Raw genomic sequence first — 21,944 nt, 5'->3', positions numbered from 1 at the left:
CAGGGCTGTTTTTATTTGTTTTCTGGAGAGACATAATTGGAAGGATCGATGGCATAATAAGTAACTTTTTTGTTACTTATGTAGAAGACATATATGAATTGTTAATATAATAAAAGCTTATTTTATTAACCGATTTTGAAGTGGTGCAAACGTATTGGTAAGATTTACTACAACTATAGGTTACAAGATTGTGATATATTGTTCCTGCCGAAACTTCCGAGGAGGAAGTGCGGGGGATGTAACGATGCAGAAACGAGGATTGATATTCTCTTACTGCTAGGGGTGAATTAGGCGTACATAACGTTAATGGCATGTGATTGAACCTATAGGGTGGTTTCCTCCATCCGAATCCGACAACTAACCTCGCAGGCATAATGAGGGAGGAAGACCATGTTTAACAAGAAACGTATTGCGAAAGCAGCAACAGCATTGCTGACAGCAGCTATGCTCATTCAGGCCGTTCCAGCTTACGCTGACTCTGTTCATGTGGCCAAAGAGGGGGATACATTCTATACTTTATCCAAACAGTATGGTGTAGGTATGGAAGCACTCATTAAAGCAAATACAAATATTTCACCTTATAATATCTATGGTGGGCTGAAAATTACTGTACCTGGACAAGTTAATACCGTCTCAGCAGCAGCGGCTCCAGCAGCCAAAGCAGAGGCTAAAACGATCACAACAGCGAGCTTGGATGTCAATGCAGATCGCAAAGTGGTTGAAGCCTGGGGCAAAACATTTGATTACAGCAAGTCCATTGAAGTGAAGGCAACCGCGTACTCTGCTGATCCATCCGAAAACGGAAAATGGGGTGCTGTTGATTACTTCGGTAATCCGCTTGAATTGGGTACAATCGCTGTAGATCCAAGTGTGATCCCGCTGGGAACTAAAGTGCTCGTGACAGGTCACACACACCCAGGACTGCCGAAACAAGCGTTTGTAGCTACGGCGCGGGATACAGGCGGTGCGATTAAAGGTAAACGCGTTGATATTTTCATTCCTGGTAGTAAACAATCCGTGAGCACATTCGGTTTCCAAGATGTTGAGCTTTACATTCTAAAATAAACGACATGCAAACAAATTGAAAAAGGGTGTCTTCCATTCACAGTCTGATGTGATTAGAGGACGCCCTTTTTAGTTTAACGTTGGAACAGACGATTTAAATCCAGCTATACACTAATCATTCATGCTTACCGAGATTCCATTACCAGAGCGATCTCTTAAAGCGATATGCTAGAATTACTTGCTCTTAGAGATGTTTAACATCTCGTCCAGTGTTACAAGGCTATATCCCCGTGCTCGAAGATCCTCAATGATCTCTGGTAACGCATCAATCGTTCCCTGTAGTTTAGAGCCCACTCCGCCTCCTGCATGTTGAAGAACAATCGACCCTGGTTTAACAGCCGACAAAATATTCTGTTTCACTTCATCTTTGGTAAGACCTTTCCAATCGAGTGAATCGACATTCCAGTTCACAATGCTATATTGCTGCTTCTGAGCCCATTGAAGCTGCTTTTCATTAATATCCCCGTAAGGTGGGCGAATCATTTTTGGCGTATACCCGGTTAAATTGTGAATGATATCCCCGGTATGTAAAATTTGTTTGCGAAAATCGTTCATCGTCAGCTTACTGAATTCAGGATGACTGTAGCTGTGGTTACCAATGATATGACCTTCACGAACCATGCGTTTGACTAGAGCGGGATGTTTCTCTGCCCGTTTGCCTACAATAAAAAAAGTCACTTTGACGTTATACTTTTTCAAAACATCCAATACCTGTGGAGTGAACCTTGGATCAGGAACGTCATCAAAAGTCAGAGCAACTTGTTTGGTCGAAGGCCCATTCGTCTTGAACGTATCAGCATATTTCTGTCTTAGTTGACCTAGCGTGAGCTGTTCATCGCCTTGTGCGTCAACCTCCGTGACAGGTGAACTGGCTTGGTTCGGTTCAGCTGACATATGAGCAGGAGCGAAATTTCCGCTCAAGAGAAAGACGATAAATGATATTGCGATGAGGCGAATACGCATAATAGCAGCCCCCTTTTCCCAAAATGCGTTCTCTATGGTATGCCCGATGTCATCTTGATTTATTCGACTTGTGAGATGTTTCATTGTCAGTCTCTCGAATCTTGTTCATAATTCGGACCATAACATGAGATAGAGAAAAGGATAGGTGGATTAGCATGAGTAAATATGATTTGAGTTCTATTCGATTACAGGTTGTAGAAGTGGGGCAGGACAAAGTATTCATGGTTACAGGCGGCGATGCACATATAGGGGCGGTGGCAACCTATTATGTAGATCACGATCGTCTTAGTGGAGCTACATTTCATGTCCCAGGGCATAAGGAGCAGGAGTTATGCGAGAGGCTTGCGCGCAAGGCGGCACATCAGTTGAAGGTTACGGTGACGGTCATTATGGGCATTCATTTTGATGCGATCACACGCATGCAGATTGATGAAATCGTGCAGACTGCAGAGAGGCTCCTTGATGAGCATTTGCTGATAAAAGGTCAATTAAATGAATAATTTTACATGAAGAAGAAGTTTGTTTTGATTTTTTTTGCTAAAATTGAAACGGGTTGAAGATTATCACGTATGTATGATTATATACAAGGATGTAATATCGACTAGGAGGAATAACATAATGTCCATTTTCAAACGTTTACGAGATCTAACGATGTCCAACATTAACTCCATCATTGATAAGGCAGAAGATCCGATTAAAATGACAGACCAGTATATCCGTGATATGCAAGAGGATTTGCAAGATGCGGAGAAGGCTGTAGCAGCACAGATTGCCATTGAGAAGAAGTTCAAGCAGCTTTATGAAGAGCAAGAAGCTTTAGTGAAGAAACGCGAAGAGCAAGCGCACACTGCAGCTCGCGCACAAAATATGGATTTGGCTCGCCGAGCGCTTGAAGAGAAGAAAACAGCTGAAGAAAAAATGGCTGAATACAAAACAAGCTATGACCAAAATAAAGCTTCCGCTGACAATCTGCGTGGTAAGTTAGATGAGATGCGCAAGCAGTTAACGGAAATGAAAAACAAACGTGAGACTTTGGTTGCTCGTTATAATGCAGCGAAGGCTCAAACTGAAATCAATAAAGCGCTGAACGGATTCAGTTCCGACACAGCAAGTGCTGGAATGAAGCGTATGGAAGAAAAAATGATGCAAATGGAAGCACAGGCTGAAGCAAGCAATGAAATGTCTTCCAAAGGAAAGTCCTTGGATGATGAATTTGAGAAGCTTGGTAAAGATCAGGCGGTTGAAGATGAATTGGCAGCACTGATGAAGCAGTACGAGAATAAGAACTAACCTTTTGGATGAGGTAAGGAAATTAGCGGAGAAGAGACATGTGTTTCTTCTTCGCTTTTAAATGCGGTTCATGTTGAAATGTGGGGGCTGTTGAAATGGATTTGAACATTTTGGCAATGCTGGTCTGGACGTTATCGGGTTCGGTTTTGCTGTTTGTCTTGATGTATGTGGATTCATTGTTTACGAAATATAAGGATTTTGCTGAAGTAAAAGCTGGCAATATGGCAGTAACCACTCGAATGGTTATGAAGCTGTTTGCCCAAGGTTATGTACTTGCGACCTCCATCTCAACTGCTGGTCATCTAGGTGAGGCGCTCCTCGTATCCGTAGTATCTTTCATTATTTTGCTGATTCTGGAGAATGGCGTGCATTATATGATTCGTACAAGAGCCAATCTTGATCTGGATACAGGCATACAGCAAGGGAAAACGGGATATGGTCTCTTCTCAGGTGCATTGCATATTGTCGGCGCATTAATTATTGCAGCTTGCTTATAAATTGAGGGTCAACTAACCTCTAGAAGAAATAGAACGGGAGTTAATGGGCATGAGTGTATGGAAACGGATTAAAGGAATACTAGCTAAACCCGAACCGCCTCGGGCCGAGAAGACGATGCTACAGCTTGAACCTGGTGATATCTGTGAAGTCTCTCTTGTGACATATGAGGTTGTTGGGCGGGTACATCATCGTTCGAGAAATGCCGTCGTATTAACATTGCAGGATGGTACAGCTTTCAGACACTTGCATATTGAGGAGCGTGAATTGACGCGTTATGCTCTCTACACACCGATTGATGGTCGTTTAGATGCGCCAGATGAGGTGCCAACCTTATTAGATCTAGATGGACGCGCATACCACCTGGAGGAAGAATATGGAGGTATGGTAACGACTGCAGGCAGAACACCATATGGCCAGGCAGGAGAGCAGCTCGTATGGCAGTATCAGTCTGATGATCACATGCTACTTCGTGTAGAGTGGCAAGACAGACGTTTTACACTTTATGAGGGTGAGGTTATCCTTCCTGCGGATATCAAAGTGATTCGTTCGAGCTAGGAGAGGTTCCCATGAAAAAACGCATGGCACATAGTTTGAAATTAATGTTGGTTCTTAGCCTTGTGATGTCACTGTTATCCGCTTGCGGTGCACCTACCGTACAGGACACCTACCCACTTGAATCTGTGAGTGGTAGCGGTAACACCACATCCTACGTATACCGGGCTGCTGAGCGTACCGTTCCAGAGGTTGCCCAGGAATTGTCTGAGCAGCGTCAGCCCGATCAGATTTCGGCTGAGAGTACCGAGCGGATGTTCCTGGTGTATCAGGATCAATATTACCATTTACAGCAGGATCCCAATAAAGCGGAAGACACGTTAATTGAAGTCGATTCCAAAGAATACGTTCGTCAGAATTACGATTCTTCCTTTTTACAGGGATATTTAACCGCAACGTTAATCGGAAATTTGTTTGATTCCTTTGGCGGAGGCGGAAACGGGAAATATCGTGGTTATACAAACAAAGATACGTACAAACCAAGGGAAGGCACGTATCGTGCGCCTACAAGTAATGACAAAAAGCTTGCTCCACCGATTACCGTGGAACGCAAAGGCTCAATTACTAGACGTGGTGGCGATACGAACACCAGTGTAGGTTCTGGCGGAGGTTTGTTTAGTCGTAAGAAGGAACCAAGTTCAGGTAAGATTGATCGCGGCAAAAGTGGCGGATTATTCAACTCACCCAAGAGCTCTTACAAGAAGCCAAAAACAAGGGTGGGCGGAGGACGAATCATGCGGCGAAGGTAGCACAGACTTTCCTAATCATTACATTGTAACGCACAAGAAGAACAGCGAAGAGGTAAGGTGGAGTAGTGCTCTATCCACGTATCAACCTCAGACGCTGTTCTTTTTTTGCTTCAGGAATTACGAACATGATTCGATTTGCGGATACGCGGGATCGTTGTTGCGGGTTGTTTGCGAATCCAGCGAATAAACGGAGCCATGCGTTCATGCTCTCGAAGAGCCTGAAGGGTAGTTAATCCCAGCGTCATAATATCTCGATTTGTGAAGAGGGAATGAATTTGTTTGTGGCACGCAATACATAGATTCGCAGTAGGCATGAAGCTGCCTCCCATCTGCTTAGGTGTAAGATGATGGACAGTTGTTTCGACAGGCTCTCTACCACATAATTCACATCGATCATTCACATGGGATTCCTCCATTTCTACAGCATATTATGGTCAATCCATGAACAAATGATGTTATATCCGTTACAGAATAGGGATAACGCTTGTCACCTTATCACTTTCAAGCTACACTTTTAGACATAGAGATTGCTCACGAGGAGGCTCGACTGCATTGAAATTAAACTCGCATACTGATGATATGACACATGCTAAATTCAATCGAACGGCTGTACAGGTTCCTGATGCTCAAGCTAAAATTGCTGCTCATGTAAGACCAGGCGCAATCGAGAAAGTGTCCTTAGAATCGGCACATGGACGCACGCTTGCAGAGAAGATCGTTGCACCACATCCTTATCCGTTCTTCCGCAGATCAGGAATGGATGGCTACGCCATACGAAGCAGCGACACGCTTCATGCTAGCAGCGAACAGCAAATCTGGCTTCGTGTTGTAGATGAAATTCCTTGTGGATATACATCGGATCAGACGATTACGTCAGGTACAACAGCACGAATTATGACCGGAGCACAGGTGCCAGAAGGTGCTGACGCTGTTGTGATGCTTGAGATGACCGAGAGCAAAACAGAGAATGGGGTGCAATGGATCGGCTTGAAGCGACATATACACGCAAAGGCTAACATTACGCCAATTGGGCTAGAAGTAGAAGAAGGCCAGTTGCTGCTGGATGCAGGCACGCTGATTCAAGCAGGTGAACAATCCGTATTAGCTACATTTGGTGTAGCGGAAGTACCTGTATTTCGACGGCCGAAGGTGGCGATCTTCGCAACAGGAACCGAATTGTTAGCTTTGGACGAGCCATTGCAGCCTGGACGGATTCGTAACAGTAACAGCTATTTGCTGCGTTCACTCGTTGTTGAGGCAGGTGGTGAGCCGATCATGTACGGCTCCATTGCAGATGATATTGAAACCGCACGTAAGACACTCGCAGAAGCAGTTAAGCACAACGATATAGTTGTCACAACAGGCGGCGTGTCTGTAGGTGACTATGATATTATGGGAGATCTGGTGCGTGAAGACGACATCGAAATGCTGTTTAACAAAGTGACCATGAGACCAGGAAGTGTCACCACCGCAGCCATCGTGGATCAAAAAAATCTATTTGCATTATCAGGCAATCCAGGAGCATGTTTTGTTGGATTTAACTTATTTGTTCGACCTACGATTCGCATGATGCAAAATGATCCTCATCCTTATCTGCAAGAATGGACAGCGATATTGGATGAAGGATATACAAAGGTCAATAACTATACCCGTTTTGTGCGGGGACGAATAGAGGTTCGAAATGGTGAGGTTCACGCATTGCCAGCAGCAGCCCGGGTTGATGAATCTAGTGTAATGATCACGATCAAGGATAGTGAATGTTTGATTATTATTCCACCTGACAAAAAGGGCGTTCCTGCGGGTGAACTAGTGCGGATTCTTAAGCTGCCTACAGGTCTTGTGAGATAGGCTATGTCAGATATCCAAACAAAGCAACCTCATATCGTGCAGATCGTGGGATATAAAAACTCAGGTAAAAGTACGCTGACAGCAGCGTTGACTAAACAACTGACCTTGCTTGGACGCAGGGTCGCCGTCATTAAACATGATGGACATGATCATTTCCAGATGGATCATGAAGGTACGGACTCATATAACTTCACTGCGAATGGAGCCTCGGCTATCGTTGTGATGTCCGATACACGGACGGCCATCATTGAACAACGAGCTACAGAGCTTCGTGACATGGTTGAATATTTAACCGAGTATGACTGGATTCTGATTGAAGGGCACAAGCAAGCGGCATATCCTAAGCTTCTGATGATCCGAGAACCCGAAGATTTTATGTTGTACGAACAATTACAGGGAATCATAGCCGTGGTTACAAGGGCACCAGTAGGTCGTGACGATGTAGCTTGTGAGCAGTTAGTTTGGCACGATATTCAGCAGACAGAGCATATCGGTAACTGGCTGTTACAACGTATTGAGGGGATTTAAGATCGAAGCATGCTGAGTTCGATTATAATATTGATTATGTTCTAGTATGTGAAATAGAGCGAATGATCCTAGGAGTTGAGACTTTAGGATCATTCGCCCTATTTTTATTTTGCCATAGATCATGCTAGGTCGTGTCTGAAAACTCGCTGAAGTGCATCTTTTACCACCTTTTAGCCCCCTGCTGCATCACTTTCCCTTGACGTGCCCCGGCACGCCTGCGGAAAACTTCCTGGCTTGGAACGAAAATTCGGTAAAATCTGCGTCCTTCGGAATTTACAGACACTCCCTAGTTTAAGAGCCAGTACCTTCATTACGGCGTTCAATCGCCTCGGACATTGTTTTGTCGGTGAGATGGGCATAAATTTCGGTAGTCTCTGTAGAGGCATGCCCTAGTTGTTCTTTCGTTTTGTATATATCGTTCTGTAAATAATAATCGGTAGCGAAGGAATGGCGCAACTTATGTACAGTCAAATAAGGTTTGCCAAACCGCTTAGCGTATTTCATAATCATAGCTTGTATTGCGCGCTTCGTCATTCGACTTCCCTCAGATTCCCCATTGCGCAGAGCAATGAACAAAGCCTTCTCCCGTTTCGATGTACGGTACCTCGTCTGTCTAAGGCTAGTATAGATGGCAAGCTCGTCTTTGGCCTGTTCTCTAAAATAGACAGGAGTCTTGTACGTTTCGTCATTGTTACCTTTGCGGTAAACATATAACAGCTTATTATTTAGATCCAGATCATCCAAGTTAAGATTTACGATTTCTGAAACCCGTAAGCCCGAGTTCAAGATGAGACTGGCGATACAAGCATCTCGTTCCTTGTTTAACTCATGTGCATATAGCGCTTGTTTATTCTTCTCCACATCCACCGCATACCCTTCCAAAATGTATCCGATAAATTCCAGCAATTCTTCATCTTCAAGAATTTTTCCTTTTAGCTTGGCAGCAGTATCCTTCGGTTTATGCGTGCGCTTAATTTCAATTTTGGCCATAATATTGCGTTTGAGTAAGGGGTAGAAATCTTCATCTTCGGCAATTTGGCTTAAATAGTGAAATAGTGAACGTAGAGAAGATAATTTCCGAGATACCGTAATTCTAGAATTAGCTCCCTCACGCTTGGTTGTAAGGAATAACCGATACGCGGTTACGGAATCCATTCGGAGCACCTCTAGCTCAATCAATGTAACCTCTGCATTGGTGCTAGCTGCAGACAGGCCTTCTGCACGGAGCCAGCTAAAGAACGTATCATAGTCTCGCAGATACTCCAGCAAGGTGGAGGGAGAGAGATCCGGTAATTTATAATCTATGAATTGCTGAACGAACCAGGGCATGGTAGGTAGCTTCTCATCCAGCTTGCGTCGGTCAATTTCTTTTTGAACATTAGTCAATGTCGGCACCTCCAAGATCAAGCATTTCTTAAGATAGTCTATGCTTAAGTGTACCATAATTTACATGGTCACAGTCTGTTCACGAACGTCATGTAGGTTGGTTCGTCATTCTTGCCCTTCCGCGATCAAACCTTTAAAGTAATAAATATAGTCATAAATCGTGGAGCAGGGGAGATGAACCGGATGAATATGAAACTGGAGCTGGTTCCCTGGGAACGTCGTCAGGTAATTCGGCATTTAATGCAATTCTATCTGTATGATTTCACCAAATATCTTAATATTGATGTTGACCATAATGGAGTGTTTCCAGAATACCCTGGATTGGATGCATTCTGGACAGATGAAGGACGCAAATTCCCATTCTTGATAACGAGTGATGGAGCGCCAGCTGGATTCGCTCTGGTAGAACGCTTTGAACCAGGAAATATCGACAATGATTATTACTTAACTGAATTTTTTGTGATGCAAAAATATCGGCGCAGCGGAGTGGGGACACAAGCGGCGCATGAGTTGTTTGAACGGTTTCCTGGTCGTTGGAAGGTTACACAGGTACGTAACAACGTAGTCGCTCAGGCTTTCTGGCGCAAGGTTATTGGAGCCTACACAGGCGGACGCTTTCGAGAAAAGTTCCATCCAGAGCTTGGCAATCCCAGTCAGTTTTTTGTAACGTAATGGATAAATAAAAAAAGAAACTACGTATTGTAAACTAGATAAGGAGTGTATGAAATGAACATGCCGGAATTTCATCTGGAGGGACAAACGGCACTGGTGACAGGTGCAGGCAGAGGGATTGGTAAGGCGATTGCCATAGGGCTTGCTGAGTCGGGCAGTGATGTCGTGTTGGTATCACGGACTTTCAGCGAAATTGAGGAAACCGCAGCCTACATTCAAGAACACACAGGGCGCAGAGCGATAGCTCTTACTGCCGATGTAACGTCCAGAGAGCAACTCGAAGAGACATTCAGAGAGGCCATTGCTGCGATGGGAAGGTTGGACATTCTTGTTAATAATGCAGGTATGAACATCCGCACACCTGCACTCGAGGTAACAGACGAGCAATGGGAAACGATTATGCAGACGAATCTGAAATCGGCTTTCATGGCGTCACAAATAGCTGGTCAACATATGAAGGATCAGGGCGGTGGAAAAATCGTAAATATCTCCTCCGTTGGCGGGCATACAGCCCTTCGGACTGGTGTTGTGTATGGATCGACGAAGGCAGCCATGATACATATGACGAAGGTGCTTGCGATGGAGTGGGGGAAATACGGAATACGTGTCAATGCAGTTGGCCCGTGGTATTTCCGCACACCACTGACCGAGAAGCTACTGAATGATCCCAAATACCTTGGAGAGATCATTGATCGCACCCCACTTCAGCGCGTCGGTGAGCTACATGAGGTAGTGGGGCCGGTTATATTTTTAGCATCCGATGCGGCAGGCTATATTACCGGGCAAACGCTCTTAGTGGATGGTGGAATGTCCATTTATGGGTTTTAAAACCAGTTGGAACGGGTAATAGTTCTGGTTAGGCTTGTCTTCATTAACGATATTACGAAGTTTGAGGAGGAATCATCCATGGAACGACGTGAATATGGGAATACAGGTATGCAAGTGAGTACACTTGGATTTGGTGGAGCTGAGATTGGACAGAACGTTTCTAAGGAAGATGTGGCGACATTGTTAAACAGTGCGTTAGATGCAGGACTTAATATCATCGATACCGCTGAATGTTATGGGGATAGTGAGGCATTGATTGGAGAGGTGTTGTCCCATCGCCGAGATGACTATTATTTATTTACCAAATGTGGACATGCCGCCGGGATCGAAGGGCCGAATTGGGATGCTAAAGTGCTGGAGCAAACCATTGACCGGAGTCTGAAGCGTCTAAAAACGGACTATGTGGATGTCATTCATCTACATAGCTGTTCTGAAGAAGTGCTTCGGCAAGGGGCAGTTATAGAAGTTCTTCAGCGTGCGAAGCAAGCTGGGAAAACCAGATTTATTGGGTATAGCGGGGATACGAAGGATGCAAGGTACGCAATAGAGACTGGGGTATTTGACAGCCTGGAGACCTCCCTAAATATTGCTGATCAAGAAGCGATTGAGCTGACTTTACCCGAAGCACGTAAAAGAAACATGGGGGTAATCGCCAAAAGACCGATCGCGAACGCAGCATGGACACATGAGACGCTTCCGGAAAAGGATTATTCCTATGTGTATTGGGAGCGCTTGAAGGAACTAGACTATGCTTTTCTCAAAGATACTGACGTGCAGAAAGCGGTTGAAACGGCCTTACGCTTCACATTGAGTACAGAGGGTGTGGATACAGCAATTGTCGGAACCGCTAAACCGAATCGTTGGCAACAAAATGCGGATCTCGTATCCAAAGGCGCATTGCCACAGGATGTCTATGAAGAGATTAGAGCGAATTGGAAAAAGGTTGCCAGACCTGATTGGACAGGACAAATATAAGAGACAATATCGTTCTTTAAGAATAAAGGATATTCAGGTGTACAATCGATTTCGTGAAAATGATGTTAAGCCAGTATGTTCTTAATATAAGTCAAAAAGGCCGCCGATGGCGGCTTTTTTTGTATTCTTTTCTCTATCTGATGATAATGAAATACGATGGAAAGCCGTTAGTAATTGATATGACTTATTTTCAATACATGAAAAATTCATAACAAAAAACCGAATTGTCCAACATTAACTCAGAAACAACAACCTTAGTATCTTTAGCTAATGAAAAAGTTGATTGGATTATTTCAACATATGAAAAATTCATAACAGAAAAACCAATTGTACTTAGCTTCTGTTTATCGCCGCGGTACTATCCCGCTCCCTAATTAGAGAAAAAGCAAACCATTCCTGAACCTCATAGTCAACCTTCCATTTTCAAAATAAGATCCATCCGTTTGGTAATCAGCTTGAATTTCTAGAAAGGATGTCTGCATAAGTTTTGATTGCTAATAAGCAAGATATGTGTATAATAGGTTGGACAATAGAATTACATGAAAGTTTTCTAGGGTTCCGCGACAGAGATGTCGGTCTGGTCCGAGAGAAAACTCACAGCCGTTTGGTTGTGTCACGGAAGGACAAAAGCCTGGGAGATAAACTGCGTAACTGCAGTTTGTTTCCCAGGCTTTTTTTGTTTTGACTGCATGTAATTTTATTGCAAAATGCCACTTATGAAGAAGGAGTGTGACAAGAATGAACAAAACTTGGTTATCCGTAATCGTAGCGGCCATTTTTGAAGTGGGCTGGGTGATTGGTTTGAAGCATGCGAGTGGAGTATTGGAATGGGGGTTAACCCTGATTGCAATCATCGTAAGTTTTACCTTGATGATTGCAGCTTCACGTTCGCTTGCTGTAGGAACGGTATACGCTGTATTTGTTGGACTTGGCACAGCCGGTACTGTACTTGCAGAGATTATTCTATTTGGTGCCGCAGTGCAGACGGGTAAAATGTTACTCATTGGATTACTCTTGCTTGGTGTGATCGGTCTCAAAATGTTAAGCAAAGAGAAAACGAAGGAGGTGCATCATTAATGAGCTGGATATTTCTAATTATGGCCGGAATATTTGAGATGATCGGAGTGCTTATGATCAATAAGCTGCACAAAGACCGAAATTTGATTTCATTGATTCTGTTAATCGCAGGCTTTGGTCTGAGCTTCTGGTTGTTATCTCTGGCGATGGAGACTCTTCCAATGGGAACGGCATATGCTGTGTGGACGGGAATCGGAGCCTCTGGCGGAGCGATTTTAGGCATGATTTTCTATGGGGAACCCCGAAACGCACTACGAATTGTATTTATTACGATGGTGCTCGGCGCGGCAGTAGGATTGAAGCTAGTGAGCTAAACGATTTATAGCTTGACTTGTAACCCGTTACAGCCGATACACTCAACTCATGAAATAGTTTTAACCTAGGAGTGTGTTCCAACACATAACGCCTTTCATGAGGGGGAAGTAAGAACATGAGACAGGATCAACAACGTAAAATTATATTTATTGATATCGACGGTACACTTGTGACGGATGATGGCAGTGTACCGGAGTCTGCCCAAACTGCTTGTCGTTTGGCGAGAGAGAACGGTCATTTATTGTTTCTATGCACAGGACGTTCAAAGGCTGAAATATATGATGAGATCTGGGATCTGGGATTTGACGGGCTGATTGGTGCAGGAGGCGGCTATGTGGAAGTGGACGGAGAGACCCTCTATCATAAAAAAGTACTTCCAGATGACGTACTCGATATGGTTAATTTCTTCAATGAGCATGGTATTAATTTCTATCTTGAATCGAATTCGGCATTATACGCAAGCCCTAATCTGAAGACTCACCTGGAGAGATTGTTGCATGGAGATGTAGAGAATGATCCTGCGGCACGGCAACAAATGGAGGCATCACCACATCCGTTTATCACTCAACTCACTTATGGGGAAACGGATTGGAACAAAGAAGATGTCAACAAAGTGTGTTTCCTAGAGAGCGAGGTTCCTTTTGCAACAATTCAACAACGGTTTGAAGGGAAATTCCAAGCTATTCAGTGTACAGTCCCAATCTTCGGAGAAGACAGTGGAGAATTAATGCTGCCTGGCATTCATAAGGCCGTTGCGATTGCAGATGTGCTACATCATCTTGGTTTGCCCGTGGAACATACGATTGGAATTGGAGACGGGATGAACGATGTTGAGATGCTGGATTTTTGCAATTTAGGAATCGCGATGGGCAATGCCAAGCCTGGACTGAAAGAAATCGCAGATGATATTACAGATGATCTAGAGAATGATGGGCTGTACAAAAGTTTTGTGAAGCATGGTCTCATTTCCGTTTAAACGATTTATGGATTTATGGATATACGGATATTCTATCTGATGTAACATGTAACATCATAACAAGTGAACAGATCGAGAAGTCGCCGATTGGCGGCTTTTTGAGCTTTAAATAGAAACGGATCGTCGCTCATGTCATATAATCGTGTCTATAACAGGTAGCCAGTTCAGAATGACTACCTGTTTTTTGATTATTACGTTACGTGGATCCATTCTCGACGAACATATCCTTTTGATTTTGTTTTCGAAAGCTACGCGGAGACTCACCAACTGTTTTGGTGAACAGAATTGTGAAGTAGTTTGGATTATCATAGCCAACGAGCTTGGCAATTTCCCATACTTTTTTCTTGGTAGAGACTAATAACCGGGTAGCTTCTCCCATTCTACGCTGGATCAAGTAATGATAAGGAGACGTACCATAGTGTTTGGAATACATATGAATCAAATAATAAAAGTCAATGTGAAAATGATCCGCCAGTTCTTTTAACTTAATGGGTTGCCTGTAGTTGGTATCCAGATAGTCTTTAACCCTCTGCGCAAGGTTATTGCTTAGAACGATTTCGCTCGCTGTGCGTTGATGATGTGACATCCGATGAATAATGACCAATATGGCTTTTAGCACATGATGAGAGATATATTCGTACCCGTCTTCACAGATTGAAAACTCATTAAACATCGTCTGTATTAACGAACAGAGTTCCTCCGAATAGCGGTTCGAGCGAATGACAGGTTCGCTGCCGGGAGAAACCACCCAATCTCTATCAGGATGTATCCCATCATGGAAACGGAAGCCGCAATAATAGGTGGATAACGGGAACTCAGGATCGGATTTCTCTTCATGTAATGTTCCTTTGTTATAGACAAGCAGATCGCCTTGTTGAACTGAATGCTTCGTGCCGTTAATTGTGAACGAGCCTTTACCGTCTATTACATAGATGATCTCATGGAGATCGTCATGCTTGTGTGTAGGGAAGCTCCAATGGGGATGATCCGCTAGCTTACCTACGTAAATAATAATACATTCTTGATCATCATATTGTTGGGCAGATTCTAAGTGTGTATTCATGTAGCGTGTCTTCCCTTCAGTACATCTATCTGTAAAATGACAATATATATCATGTTTATAAATAAGACCACAACAACCTTAATTGTCGTCTAGCCTCATCTGACAGTACAATTTGACTATTCATATGTACTATATATCGAACTGAGGGGAAGGGAAAGTATATTGTATGACATAAAATAAATATAAGAGACATCAAAAGGTCGGCAACAATCGCAACAATAGAGAGGAATAGTGAGGGATAGTGAGGGCTTATTCATGACTAGAAATAGAGAAACTTTACTAATTTTAACGCTTACGCTAGTGAGCTTCGTATTAGGCACGACCGAATATGTCATCGTAGGTGTATTAAAGGAAATAGAGCATGCGATGAAAGTATCGCTGGCAGCGGCTGGTGCTCTCGTGTCTGGCTTCGCGATTGCCTACGCTATAGGGACACCGTTTGCGGTCGCATCTTTGTCCAAACTGTCACGCAGAAACTCCATTCTGATCGGTTTTGGCATCGTACTCGCGTTGAACCTACTGACGGTGTTCGCCACTACATTCTATTCATTAATGGCTATTCGTATTGTATCAGCGGTCGCTTGTGGGCTTACCGTTTCGCTATCGATCTCCATCGCTAGCGATGCAGTTCAGCAGGAGAGAAGGGGCGAAGCAATCGCTTGGATCTTAGGTGGGTTTTCTATCGCTAATGTATTTGGCGTACCACTAGGAACATTCATTGGACAGCATCTGAACTGGTGGATGACCTTTGTAGTTACCGCAGGGATCGGTGTAATACCGTTCATATTGATGTTCCGAATTCTTCCGCGGCAAACAACGACGATTACCAGTTCATTCAGTGATCAGATGGTTTTATTTATGAAACCTCGTATTCTGCTAGCCTGCTTAATTCCAGTGCTCGGCAATAGCTGTATCTTCGTGACATTTACGTACATTACTCCTTTATTGAGCCAGTCCATGGGGGTGCCTACAAGCTGGATCAGCGGTGTACTCCTAATCTATGGAGCCTGCAGTATTTTGAGCAACTGGATCGGAGCTAAAATAGCCAAAGGGGATTTCCTACCCAAGCTCAACTGGCTTTTTATTATTCAAGCCGTTATCTTCGTAGGGCTGAGTTTGACTGTATCGAATCTATGGCTGGGGCTAACGTTTCTATTCTTGATCGGTTGTCTGTCATCCTCGATGAGTGCCGCATCCCAACTGTATCTGTTTGATGTATCTGGCGTAGTCGTGCCAAAATCCAAAGCGTTTGCATCCACATTGCTGCCCGTATCGGCCAATGTTGGCATTGCGCTTGGCTCTGGGATCGGCGGGATTGCCGTTAATCTGGGTGGCGTGAATTGGGTGCCGCCGGTTGCCGTTGTGCTGGCTTTGTCAGCTTTTGTAATTACGAGAGTATGCCAGCGTTCGATTCACTTGAAGCCAGATGGAGAAATGGCAACGAATGCAGCCTAAGCTGACTGACCTAGATTGATCGAATGTGTTGCTGTAATGAATAATAGAATAAGGTTCGCGAGAACCCATACAAATTTGCTGTTATGCAGAGTTGTATGGGTTTTCAATATCAGCCTGTGCATCCAAGATAGAATGAAATGTAGTAGAAAAATGCAATCTTTTGGCGAGCTTGTATGGGGGTAGATTTGATAGAATGATAACAAGCTTTCTTGGTTACAGCAGTAAGTTCCATGACATAAGGAGGTAAAAAGAATGAAAAAGCCAATCATCGGTGTTCTGCCGTTGTATGATTCTGATAAAAAAAGTTATTGGATGCTCCCGGATTATATGTACGCTATAGAGAGCTCTGGCGGAATTCCAATGATGTTACCTCTGACAACTAACCTCGATATTATTGTAAGGCTGGCGCATGAGTTTGACGGATTTTTATTCACCGGCGGACATGATCTCAATCCAGAGCTTTATCATGAAAAGGTGGAGGAAGCGTGCGGGGAGCTATGTCATGAACGGGATCGAATGGAGGCACTTCTTTTTCAAAAGGTCGCCCAGCTAGATAAACCAGCCTTCGGGATTTGCCGTGGACTGCAACTATTTAATGTCATGTTGGGCGGGTCTTTGATTCAGGATATTCCGACAGGGCTTCAGGTACCGACACCTGTTCAGCACAAGCAAAGTCCGCCGTACACGAATCTTGTCCATGAGGTACATATTGCTAATCATAATTTACTACACGACATCCTTCAGACCCATACAATTAAAGTGAATAGTTATCACCATCAGGGGATCAAAGTTTTAGCTGATCAATTAACGGCAGTAGCTGTCGCTGAGGATGGATTAGTTGAAGCTGTGGTGATGCCAGATCGTACATTTATATTGGCTGTTCAGTGGCATCCAGAATATAGTTTCGCTGTAGATGAGTATAGTCAAAAGTTATTCTCAAGCTTTGTGTCCTCATGCCAGTCTCTTAGCTATGATCAGAATATCGAAGACATCATTGCCTAGATCAGTTGATTGGCGATTATGTAAAATAAAAAAAGACCTCCAATGATTGCATCAGAGGAGGTCTTCCAATTAGACAAATGATGGGCATAGCCCTTCATTCATTTATTTTTTTGATTCAGATGAGAAGGTGCTTGATCACTCGCATTCAGTGTTGCAATCAGCTTCTCACCCTCCACATCCAGATTCGGCAGGATACGATCCAACCACTTAGGAAGCGTCCAGGCTTTGTCACCGAAGATCGCCATAGTGGCAGGAACAAGTCCCATACGAATAATAAAGGCATCAATCAGGATACCTACGGCCAACGTAAAACCGATCTGTTTGATCATGACATCATCGGTGAAGATGAATCCTGCGAATACTGAAACCATGATCACCGCCGCCGCTACAACAACACGACTGACCTGATTGTATCCATGTACAACCGATTCGCGTCCTCTGTGACCATGTACATACGACTCACGCATCGAGCTGACGAGGAATACCTGATAATCCATAGCTAGACCATACAAAATACCTGTTACGATAATCGGCATGAAGCTCAGCAGCGGACCGCCCGTATCGAAGCCAAAGAGCGAATGCAGCCATCCCCATTGAAACACCGCAGTTGTAATACCGAATGTAGCTAGAATACTAAGCAGGAAGCCAATCGTTGCTTTGATCGGAACGATAATGGAACGGAATACAAGCAATAGTATGATAAGTGAGAGTAGAATAATAATACCTACATAAATAGGGAATACCTGTGCCAATTTGGCTGACATATCAATGTTGACCGCGGTCAGACCTGTAACTCCAATTTTTACGTCATTCTGCTGTGCAAAGCTTGCATCGGCAGAGCGTAGATCATTGACTAGGTCTTTGGTGGTCACATCGTTCGGACCTGTCTTCGGAATGAGACTAAATATCGCCAGATCTGCTGTCATGCCAAGCGGCGTGACCTGTGCAACATTGTCCTGACTTTGCAGACCCATCATCAGGCCGCCTACCAGTTCAGGTGTGACCTGAGCTGAAGAGCTGTTAGGTTCTGCGACCAAAATAAGCGGGCCGTTGAATCCTTCTCCGAACCCTTCAGAGATGGCATCATAACTCTGTCTTGCTGTTGTGTCCAGGTTCGCCGAGGATGCCCCGGGGATGCCCATTTCCATTTTGGTGATTGGTGTGGCCGCAAAGCCGAGAATAACGACGATAGCAATAATAGTAACCCAACGATTTTTGATAACAAATTTAACCCATCTGTCAGCAATTCCATGATTAGCCGCTTTTGATGGCTGCGCACCTTTCTCGCGCGCTTTAGTTGAACAGATGCGTTCCCCGACAAGCCCGAGCAGAGCCGGCAACAAGGTCAACGCAACAAATACGTTAATTAGCACAGTCGCAGCCGCAACAAGAGCCATTGTAGATAAGAAGGCAAGTCCGATCACGAGCATACCGCATAGTGCAATGATAACCGTTAATCCAGCAAAGAATACGGCGCTGCCTGATGTACCAATTGCTCTTGCTGTTGCTTCTTGTGCGCTCAAGCGCTGATCAATAATCATCCGGCGCTGGCGATTGACGATGAATAGAGCATAATCGATGCCGACTGCCAGACCAACCATAAGCGCCAGAACGGATGTTACACTAGGCATTTCGATAAATTTGGAGATTGAGAATGCTCCACCAACCCCAATCGCAACCCCAAGAAGAGCTGTAATCAGAGGTAACCCGGCTGCAACAACGGAACCGAGCGTGATTAATAGAACAATTATAGCGATAACCAATCCGACGATCTCAGCCGAACCAACACCAATGGATACGGCTTTAAGTGTTTCGCCCGGGAGTACGGTGATATTGGTTCCTTGCTCTACCGTCATAACGGATTGAATAACGGCATCGAATAAATCCTGTGTAATAGCAGATTGTTCAATTGTGAATTGGAACTGGAATAGAGCGGTGCTGCCGTCCGAAGAGATTAATACACCAGGGACGGGAACTCCTTCTACCATTAATGGTCCGTACGGAGGTGGTGTTGTATTCCCGGATTGTGCTGCTGCACCGGCAGTCTGAGACATTTGAGACATGTCTGCAGATGCACCGGCACTGCTAGCTTCTGCTGCATAATCTGCAGGATTAATGACCTGTTCTAACCCGTATACTTCACTGACACCCTTCATCATCGCACTAAGGCGTTCAGGTGTATCCAAACGTTCGTTATCGGGTGCTTTGAAAACGACACTTCCTTGGCCGCCTGAAGCGGCTGGCAGTTCTTTTGCTAACTGATCCAATACTTTCTGCGATTCTGTACCTTCAATCTTCATCTCAGAGCTGATATGTACACCATTGATGCTGATCATCGAAATGACAATGCCCAGAATCAGTACCCAGCCAATAATGAAGTATAACGGTTTGCGAAAAGCGGTCTTCCCCAATTTGTATAATAACGTAGACATTTCTCTCTTTTACACTCCTTTGAATAGATGCATATGAATGATGGGAGGCTAGAAGCCTTTTCGCAAATGATCAAATACGGTTTCTAAAAACTGGTCAAACGTGACTGCACCCTCTTTTGTATTATCTGTAACAACCTCACCTGGCAGTAACACATTGAGTCTTCCGTCAATTAATGGATTAATTGTTCCATAGATCGAGTTAAGTAGAAGATAAGTATAGATTTCATCGTATTTTCCATCAGACAGATCCAGCAGTGTTTCTTGAGCTTGTGTCTGCATTTGATGCATTGCCCCGAGGTAATGTGGCTCCAGCACAGGATAGGTCTTAGACAACAATAAGAGTTGATGCAATCTTCCGATTAGTTCTGTAGTGAGCTGCATTTTAATTAATTGGTAGAGAACATCGAGCAGGGAGGCGTGCTCGGGCAGTTCGGTGAGTAAATGCTCTAGTTCAGCCGTATTCTGAACAGATGTAGCTCCTCTTGCGACAGCTTCTTCCTTACAAGTGAAGTAATTGGCAAACGTTCGGCGAGAATAACCTGCTTTTTGCACAATATCTTCCACCGTAAAACCGTCGAGCCCATGTTTCAGGGTAAGTTCAAATGCAATGCTGGCAAGCGCCTTTTCGGTCGCTTCTTTTTTTAGATGTCGTAAATTTCGTTTAATCATGAGCGGTCGCTTATGCGTTCATCTCCATCTCCAGCGAAGCTGGCGGAATTGGTCAGTCGTTAGATTGTGAATAGAATTCCCCCCTTAGGTCTAATAACATTTAAGATCATGAGAATATAGGTGAGCAAATAATGCTGTGAAATTATCATAACAACAACTTGCACAATGTGCAAATTTACTCAATGGGCAAGTTTTTATGGTGTGAAATATGATATTAATATCCGCTATTTTGTAATATTTTCGTAATTCACATATGCATTTCATTTATGTCAGAGAAAATTGAAGTAACGATGATCACTCGATAGAGATGAATGAATATCCATCATTGCCTTATTAATATTCGCTTCATTTAATTACGGTTTTGATTTCAGTTGCTGTGTAGGTGGGAGATAAGGTTGGCTTAATATGAGAGTGAGAAGAGCGAACAATATGTTGTTGTTGACATTTAGACAATGAATCGAAATGTAGGGAGTTTCAATTTAACCCTTCGGATGTACTGATCTGGTTTGAATTTGCGGGGATTTTGTCATACCTGTATTAGTAATCATGATAGAATAGAGGTATTCGGCAGATGTTATCGAGTTAGATGCTACATAAGCTTAGGTGTTATAGGATTATTAATGTTCATGGAGGTTAGACAGATGAGAACAGATGAATATTATATGCATAAAGCCATTGAAATTGCACGGCAAGCGCGCCAAGAGGCTAACGAACCTTTTGGTGCAATTCTGGTTAAGAATGAAGAGGTCATGATGATTGGTGAAAATAAAATTAATACGTTTTGTGATCCGACTCATCACGCCGAAATTGGACTTATAAGAAAATTTTGTTCAGAGCATCACGTATTTGACTTGAGCGAATACACTTTGTATACGAGTTGTGAGCCATGCGTAATGTGCTCCGGAGCGATGGTGTGGTCCAATCTCGGCAGACTTGTGTATAGTGTATCCCATGATCAATTGGCGGGAATTGCTGGCAGTAACATCATGATCTCTTGTGAGGAAGTGTTTGCGAAAAGTCCGCAACAGCCTGAGGTTGTAAAGGAAATGCTCAATCAAGAAGGGCTGAAGGTATTCGAGGGTTACCAATTCCATGTATAGTTTAATGGGCTCTCAAAATTAATTTTAAAATATGGCTTGATTTTTTCGGAAACGTCTGATAGTGTAATACCTGTGATTTTGGAAAGTTGATTTATCAATATGAATTAGAGCTTTCCAGCAGATAAATTTGACCACTTCTACCAGGAAGTTAAGGCCATACGGACAGCCGGGTCAAACGCCGATTGGCAACTTATGTTGCCTTATTGATTGAGTTCAAAGCTCAAATTTTATAAGTTGGTTACTTTACAACCAGTGCATTTGCACATCAACTTGTGAAACGGTCAATAAGAGTGGTAAAGGCGAATTATTTGCTATATAGACTCTGATCCAATATTGATATACATGAAGGAGCTTTCCGCCAAAGGAGTTCTTGTGAATTTTTTTTGGTCAAGGAGTCTTCACGTCTTATTTATGATGTATATCAACAAGCAAGTGTGATGATGCGCAAATATGCGGCATTTTTCACCTTGCTTTTTTTATTGTATCAGTAGCGGGTGAACG

23 protein-coding genes and 2 riboswitches are annotated in these 21,944 nt (G+C 43.7%); of the genes, 17 read left to right on the top strand and 6 right to left on the bottom strand.

The features are described from left to right. Positions 1-195 precede the first annotated feature (195 nt). Positions 196-388: riboswitch (cyclic di-AMP (ydaO/yuaA leader) on the top strand. A 2-nt stretch (positions 389-390) separates the two neighbouring features. Further along, positions 391-1,065 carry a 3D domain-containing protein gene (locus J2T19_RS04935; RefSeq protein ID WP_370874800.1) on the top strand — a complete coding sequence of 225 codons (675 nt, stop codon included), beginning with the start codon at positions 391-393 and terminating at the stop codon, positions 1,063-1,065. Positions 1,066-1,239: 174 nt separating this feature from the next. On the opposite strand, the gene J2T19_RS04930 is transcribed toward J2T19_RS04935, so the two are convergent. Beyond that, positions 1,240-2,028: a polysaccharide deacetylase family protein gene (locus tag J2T19_RS04930; RefSeq protein ID WP_307213739.1), complete on the bottom strand. Its 789-nt coding sequence runs from the start codon at positions 2,026-2,028 to the stop codon at positions 1,240-1,242. A 155-nt stretch (positions 2,029-2,183) separates the two neighbouring features. Between J2T19_RS04930 and lpdD the strand changes: the two genes are divergently transcribed. From lpdD to J2T19_RS04905, 5 genes are all read left to right on the top strand, one after another. Further along, on the top strand, positions 2,184-2,528 hold the full coding sequence (lpdD, locus tag J2T19_RS04925; RefSeq protein WP_307213737.1) for a prenylated flavin chaperone LpdD: 345 nt from the start codon (positions 2,184-2,186) through the stop codon (positions 2,526-2,528). Positions 2,529-2,646: 118 nt separating this feature from the next. Continuing rightward, positions 2,647-3,318, top strand: coding sequence for a PspA/IM30 family protein (locus J2T19_RS04920; RefSeq protein WP_128101775.1), 672 nt, complete (start codon positions 2,647-2,649; stop codon positions 3,316-3,318). 95 nt (positions 3,319-3,413) lie between these two features. Beyond that, positions 3,414-3,815: a DUF350 domain-containing protein gene (locus tag J2T19_RS04915; RefSeq protein ID WP_307213736.1), complete on the top strand. Its 402-nt coding sequence runs from the start codon at positions 3,414-3,416 to the stop codon at positions 3,813-3,815. A gap of 49 nt (positions 3,816-3,864) precedes the next feature. Further along, positions 3,865-4,371: a DUF4178 domain-containing protein gene (locus tag J2T19_RS04910; RefSeq protein ID WP_307213734.1), complete on the top strand. Its 507-nt coding sequence runs from the start codon at positions 3,865-3,867 to the stop codon at positions 4,369-4,371. 11 nt (positions 4,372-4,382) lie between these two features. Continuing rightward, entirely contained in the window at positions 4,383-5,117 is a 735-nt protein-coding gene (locus tag J2T19_RS04905) for a DUF4247 domain-containing protein (protein ID WP_307213732.1), read from the top strand. A 110-nt stretch (positions 5,118-5,227) separates the two neighbouring features. Here the strand turns inward: J2T19_RS04905 and hlpB are convergent, their stop codons facing one another. Next, positions 5,228-5,533: an HNH nuclease-like protein HlpB gene (gene hlpB / locus J2T19_RS04900; RefSeq protein WP_307213730.1), complete on the bottom strand. Its 306-nt coding sequence runs from the start codon at positions 5,531-5,533 to the stop codon at positions 5,228-5,230. A 163-nt stretch (positions 5,534-5,696) separates the two neighbouring features. Here hlpB and J2T19_RS04895 point away from each other — a divergent pair, with 163 nt between their 5' ends. Then, positions 5,697-6,965: a molybdopterin molybdotransferase MoeA gene (locus tag J2T19_RS04895; RefSeq protein ID WP_307214033.1), complete on the top strand. Its 1,269-nt coding sequence runs from the start codon at positions 5,697-5,699 to the stop codon at positions 6,963-6,965. A 3-nt stretch (positions 6,966-6,968) separates the two neighbouring features. After that, positions 6,969-7,493 carry a molybdopterin-guanine dinucleotide biosynthesis protein B gene (gene mobB, locus J2T19_RS04890; RefSeq protein WP_307213729.1) on the top strand — a complete coding sequence of 175 codons (525 nt, stop codon included), beginning with the start codon at positions 6,969-6,971 and terminating at the stop codon, positions 7,491-7,493. 291 nt (positions 7,494-7,784) lie between these two features. On the opposite strand, the gene xerS is transcribed toward mobB, so the two are convergent. Then, on the bottom strand, positions 7,785-8,879 hold the full coding sequence (xerS, locus tag J2T19_RS04885; RefSeq protein WP_307213727.1) for a tyrosine recombinase XerS: 1,095 nt from the start codon (positions 8,877-8,879) through the stop codon (positions 7,785-7,787). Between the two features lie 183 nt (positions 8,880-9,062). Between xerS and J2T19_RS04880 the strand changes: the two genes are divergently transcribed. From J2T19_RS04880 to J2T19_RS04855, 6 genes are all read left to right on the top strand, one after another. Beyond that, entirely contained in the window at positions 9,063-9,551 is a 489-nt protein-coding gene (locus J2T19_RS04880) for a GNAT family N-acetyltransferase (RefSeq protein WP_307213725.1), read from the top strand. 54 nt (positions 9,552-9,605) lie between these two features. Then, positions 9,606-10,379 (top strand): SDR family NAD(P)-dependent oxidoreductase, encoded by a 774-nt coding sequence (locus J2T19_RS04875; RefSeq protein WP_307213724.1) that lies wholly within the window; start codon positions 9,606-9,608, stop codon positions 10,377-10,379. Positions 10,380-10,457: 78 nt separating this feature from the next. After that, the gene (locus tag J2T19_RS04870) at positions 10,458-11,354 is read left to right on the top strand and encodes an aldo/keto reductase (RefSeq protein WP_307213722.1); all 897 of its coding nucleotides are present in this window, start codon (positions 10,458-10,460) and stop codon (positions 11,352-11,354) included. Between the two features lie 539 nt (positions 11,355-11,893). Further along, positions 11,894-11,994, top strand: a riboswitch (guanidine-I (ykkC/yxkD leader). Positions 11,995-12,092: 98 nt separating this feature from the next. Further along, positions 12,093-12,431, top strand: a complete 339-nt coding sequence (locus J2T19_RS04865) for a DMT family transporter (protein WP_307213721.1) — start codon at positions 12,093-12,095, stop codon at positions 12,429-12,431. Next, the gene (locus J2T19_RS04860; RefSeq protein ID WP_307213720.1) at positions 12,431-12,745 is read left to right on the top strand and encodes a DMT family transporter; all 315 of its coding nucleotides are present in this window, start codon (positions 12,431-12,433) and stop codon (positions 12,743-12,745) included. Before J2T19_RS04865 ends, J2T19_RS04860 begins: the two co-directional genes overlap by 1 nt. 116 nt (positions 12,746-12,861) lie before the next feature. Beyond that, positions 12,862-13,722 (top strand): Cof-type HAD-IIB family hydrolase, encoded by an 861-nt coding sequence (locus J2T19_RS04855; RefSeq protein WP_307213718.1) that lies wholly within the window; start codon positions 12,862-12,864, stop codon positions 13,720-13,722. A gap of 196 nt (positions 13,723-13,918) precedes the next feature. On the opposite strand, the gene J2T19_RS04850 is transcribed toward J2T19_RS04855, so the two are convergent. Then, positions 13,919-14,785 carry a helix-turn-helix transcriptional regulator gene (locus J2T19_RS04850; protein ID WP_307213716.1) on the bottom strand — a complete coding sequence of 289 codons (867 nt, stop codon included), beginning with the start codon at positions 14,783-14,785 and terminating at the stop codon, positions 13,919-13,921. 255 nt (positions 14,786-15,040) lie between these two features. Here J2T19_RS04850 and J2T19_RS04845 point away from each other — a divergent pair, with 255 nt between their 5' ends. Together J2T19_RS04845 and J2T19_RS04840 are read left to right on the top strand one after the other, a co-directional pair. Beyond that, entirely contained in the window at positions 15,041-16,240 is a 1,200-nt protein-coding gene (locus J2T19_RS04845) for an MFS transporter (RefSeq protein ID WP_307213714.1), read from the top strand. Between the two features lie 252 nt (positions 16,241-16,492). Next, positions 16,493-17,242 carry a gamma-glutamyl-gamma-aminobutyrate hydrolase family protein gene (locus tag J2T19_RS04840; protein WP_307213712.1) on the top strand — a complete coding sequence of 250 codons (750 nt, stop codon included), beginning with the start codon at positions 16,493-16,495 and terminating at the stop codon, positions 17,240-17,242. A gap of 98 nt (positions 17,243-17,340) precedes the next feature. Here the strand turns inward: J2T19_RS04840 and J2T19_RS04835 are convergent, their stop codons facing one another. Together J2T19_RS04835 and J2T19_RS04830 are read right to left on the bottom strand one after the other, a co-directional pair. Further along, entirely contained in the window at positions 17,341-19,674 is a 2,334-nt protein-coding gene (locus J2T19_RS04835) for an MMPL family transporter (RefSeq protein WP_307213710.1), read from the bottom strand. Positions 19,675-19,722: 48 nt separating this feature from the next. Next, on the bottom strand, positions 19,723-20,343 hold the full coding sequence (locus J2T19_RS04830) for a TetR/AcrR family transcriptional regulator (protein WP_307213708.1): 621 nt from the start codon (positions 20,341-20,343) through the stop codon (positions 19,723-19,725). Positions 20,344-20,984: 641 nt separating this feature from the next. Here J2T19_RS04830 and J2T19_RS04825 point away from each other — a divergent pair. Next, positions 20,985-21,443, top strand: coding sequence for a nucleoside deaminase (locus J2T19_RS04825; protein ID WP_307213706.1), 459 nt, complete (start codon positions 20,985-20,987; stop codon positions 21,441-21,443). The last annotated feature ends 501 nt before the right edge of the window (positions 21,444-21,944 follow it).

This window comes from Paenibacillus tundrae, from assembly GCF_030812775.1.
Taxonomy (GTDB): Bacteria; Bacillota; Bacilli; order Paenibacillales; family Paenibacillaceae; genus Paenibacillus; species Paenibacillus tundrae_A.
The sequence above is the reverse complement of the archived record's forward strand: the minus strand, read 5'-3'. Positions and strand labels throughout refer to the sequence as shown.

Excerpts from the sequence above, each read along its gene's own strand:
- J2T19_RS04935 (WP_370874800.1), top strand. The coding sequence starts at position 391 with ATGTTTAACAAGAAACGTATTGCGAAAGCAGCAACAGCATTGCTGACA.
- J2T19_RS04930 (WP_307213739.1), bottom strand. The coding sequence starts at position 2,028 with ATGCGTATTCGCCTCATCGCAATATCATTTATCGTCTTTCTCTTGAGC.
- lpdD (WP_307213737.1), top strand. The coding sequence starts at position 2,184 with ATGAGTAAATATGATTTGAGTTCTATTCGATTACAGGTTGTAGAAGTG.
- J2T19_RS04920 (WP_128101775.1), top strand. The coding sequence starts at position 2,647 with ATGTCCATTTTCAAACGTTTACGAGATCTAACGATGTCCAACATTAAC.
- J2T19_RS04915 (WP_307213736.1), top strand. The coding sequence starts at position 3,414 with ATGGATTTGAACATTTTGGCAATGCTGGTCTGGACGTTATCGGGTTCG.
- J2T19_RS04910 (WP_307213734.1), top strand. The coding sequence starts at position 3,865 with ATGAGTGTATGGAAACGGATTAAAGGAATACTAGCTAAACCCGAACCG.
- J2T19_RS04905 (WP_307213732.1), top strand. The coding sequence starts at position 4,383 with ATGAAAAAACGCATGGCACATAGTTTGAAATTAATGTTGGTTCTTAGC.
- hlpB (WP_307213730.1), bottom strand. The coding sequence starts at position 5,533 with ATGGAGGAATCCCATGTGAATGATCGATGTGAATTATGTGGTAGAGAG.
- J2T19_RS04895 (WP_307214033.1), top strand. The coding sequence starts at position 5,697 with ATGACACATGCTAAATTCAATCGAACGGCTGTACAGGTTCCTGATGCT.
- mobB (WP_307213729.1), top strand. The coding sequence starts at position 6,969 with ATGTCAGATATCCAAACAAAGCAACCTCATATCGTGCAGATCGTGGGA.
- J2T19_RS04880 (WP_307213725.1), top strand. The coding sequence starts at position 9,063 with ATGAATATGAAACTGGAGCTGGTTCCCTGGGAACGTCGTCAGGTAATT.
- J2T19_RS04875 (WP_307213724.1), top strand. The coding sequence starts at position 9,606 with ATGAACATGCCGGAATTTCATCTGGAGGGACAAACGGCACTGGTGACA.
- J2T19_RS04870 (WP_307213722.1), top strand. The coding sequence starts at position 10,458 with ATGGAACGACGTGAATATGGGAATACAGGTATGCAAGTGAGTACACTT.
- J2T19_RS04865 (WP_307213721.1), top strand. The coding sequence starts at position 12,093 with ATGAACAAAACTTGGTTATCCGTAATCGTAGCGGCCATTTTTGAAGTG.
- J2T19_RS04860 (WP_307213720.1), top strand. The coding sequence starts at position 12,431 with ATGAGCTGGATATTTCTAATTATGGCCGGAATATTTGAGATGATCGGA.
- J2T19_RS04855 (WP_307213718.1), top strand. The coding sequence starts at position 12,862 with ATGAGACAGGATCAACAACGTAAAATTATATTTATTGATATCGACGGT.
- J2T19_RS04850 (WP_307213716.1), bottom strand. The coding sequence starts at position 14,785 with ATGAATACACACTTAGAATCTGCCCAACAATATGATGATCAAGAATGT.
- J2T19_RS04845 (WP_307213714.1), top strand. The coding sequence starts at position 15,041 with ATGACTAGAAATAGAGAAACTTTACTAATTTTAACGCTTACGCTAGTG.
- J2T19_RS04840 (WP_307213712.1), top strand. The coding sequence starts at position 16,493 with ATGAAAAAGCCAATCATCGGTGTTCTGCCGTTGTATGATTCTGATAAA.
- J2T19_RS04835 (WP_307213710.1), bottom strand. The coding sequence starts at position 19,674 with ATGTCTACGTTATTATACAAATTGGGGAAGACCGCTTTTCGCAAACCG.
- J2T19_RS04830 (WP_307213708.1), bottom strand. The coding sequence starts at position 20,343 with ATGATTAAACGAAATTTACGACATCTAAAAAAAGAAGCGACCGAAAAG.
- J2T19_RS04825 (WP_307213706.1), top strand. The coding sequence starts at position 20,985 with ATGAGAACAGATGAATATTATATGCATAAAGCCATTGAAATTGCACGG.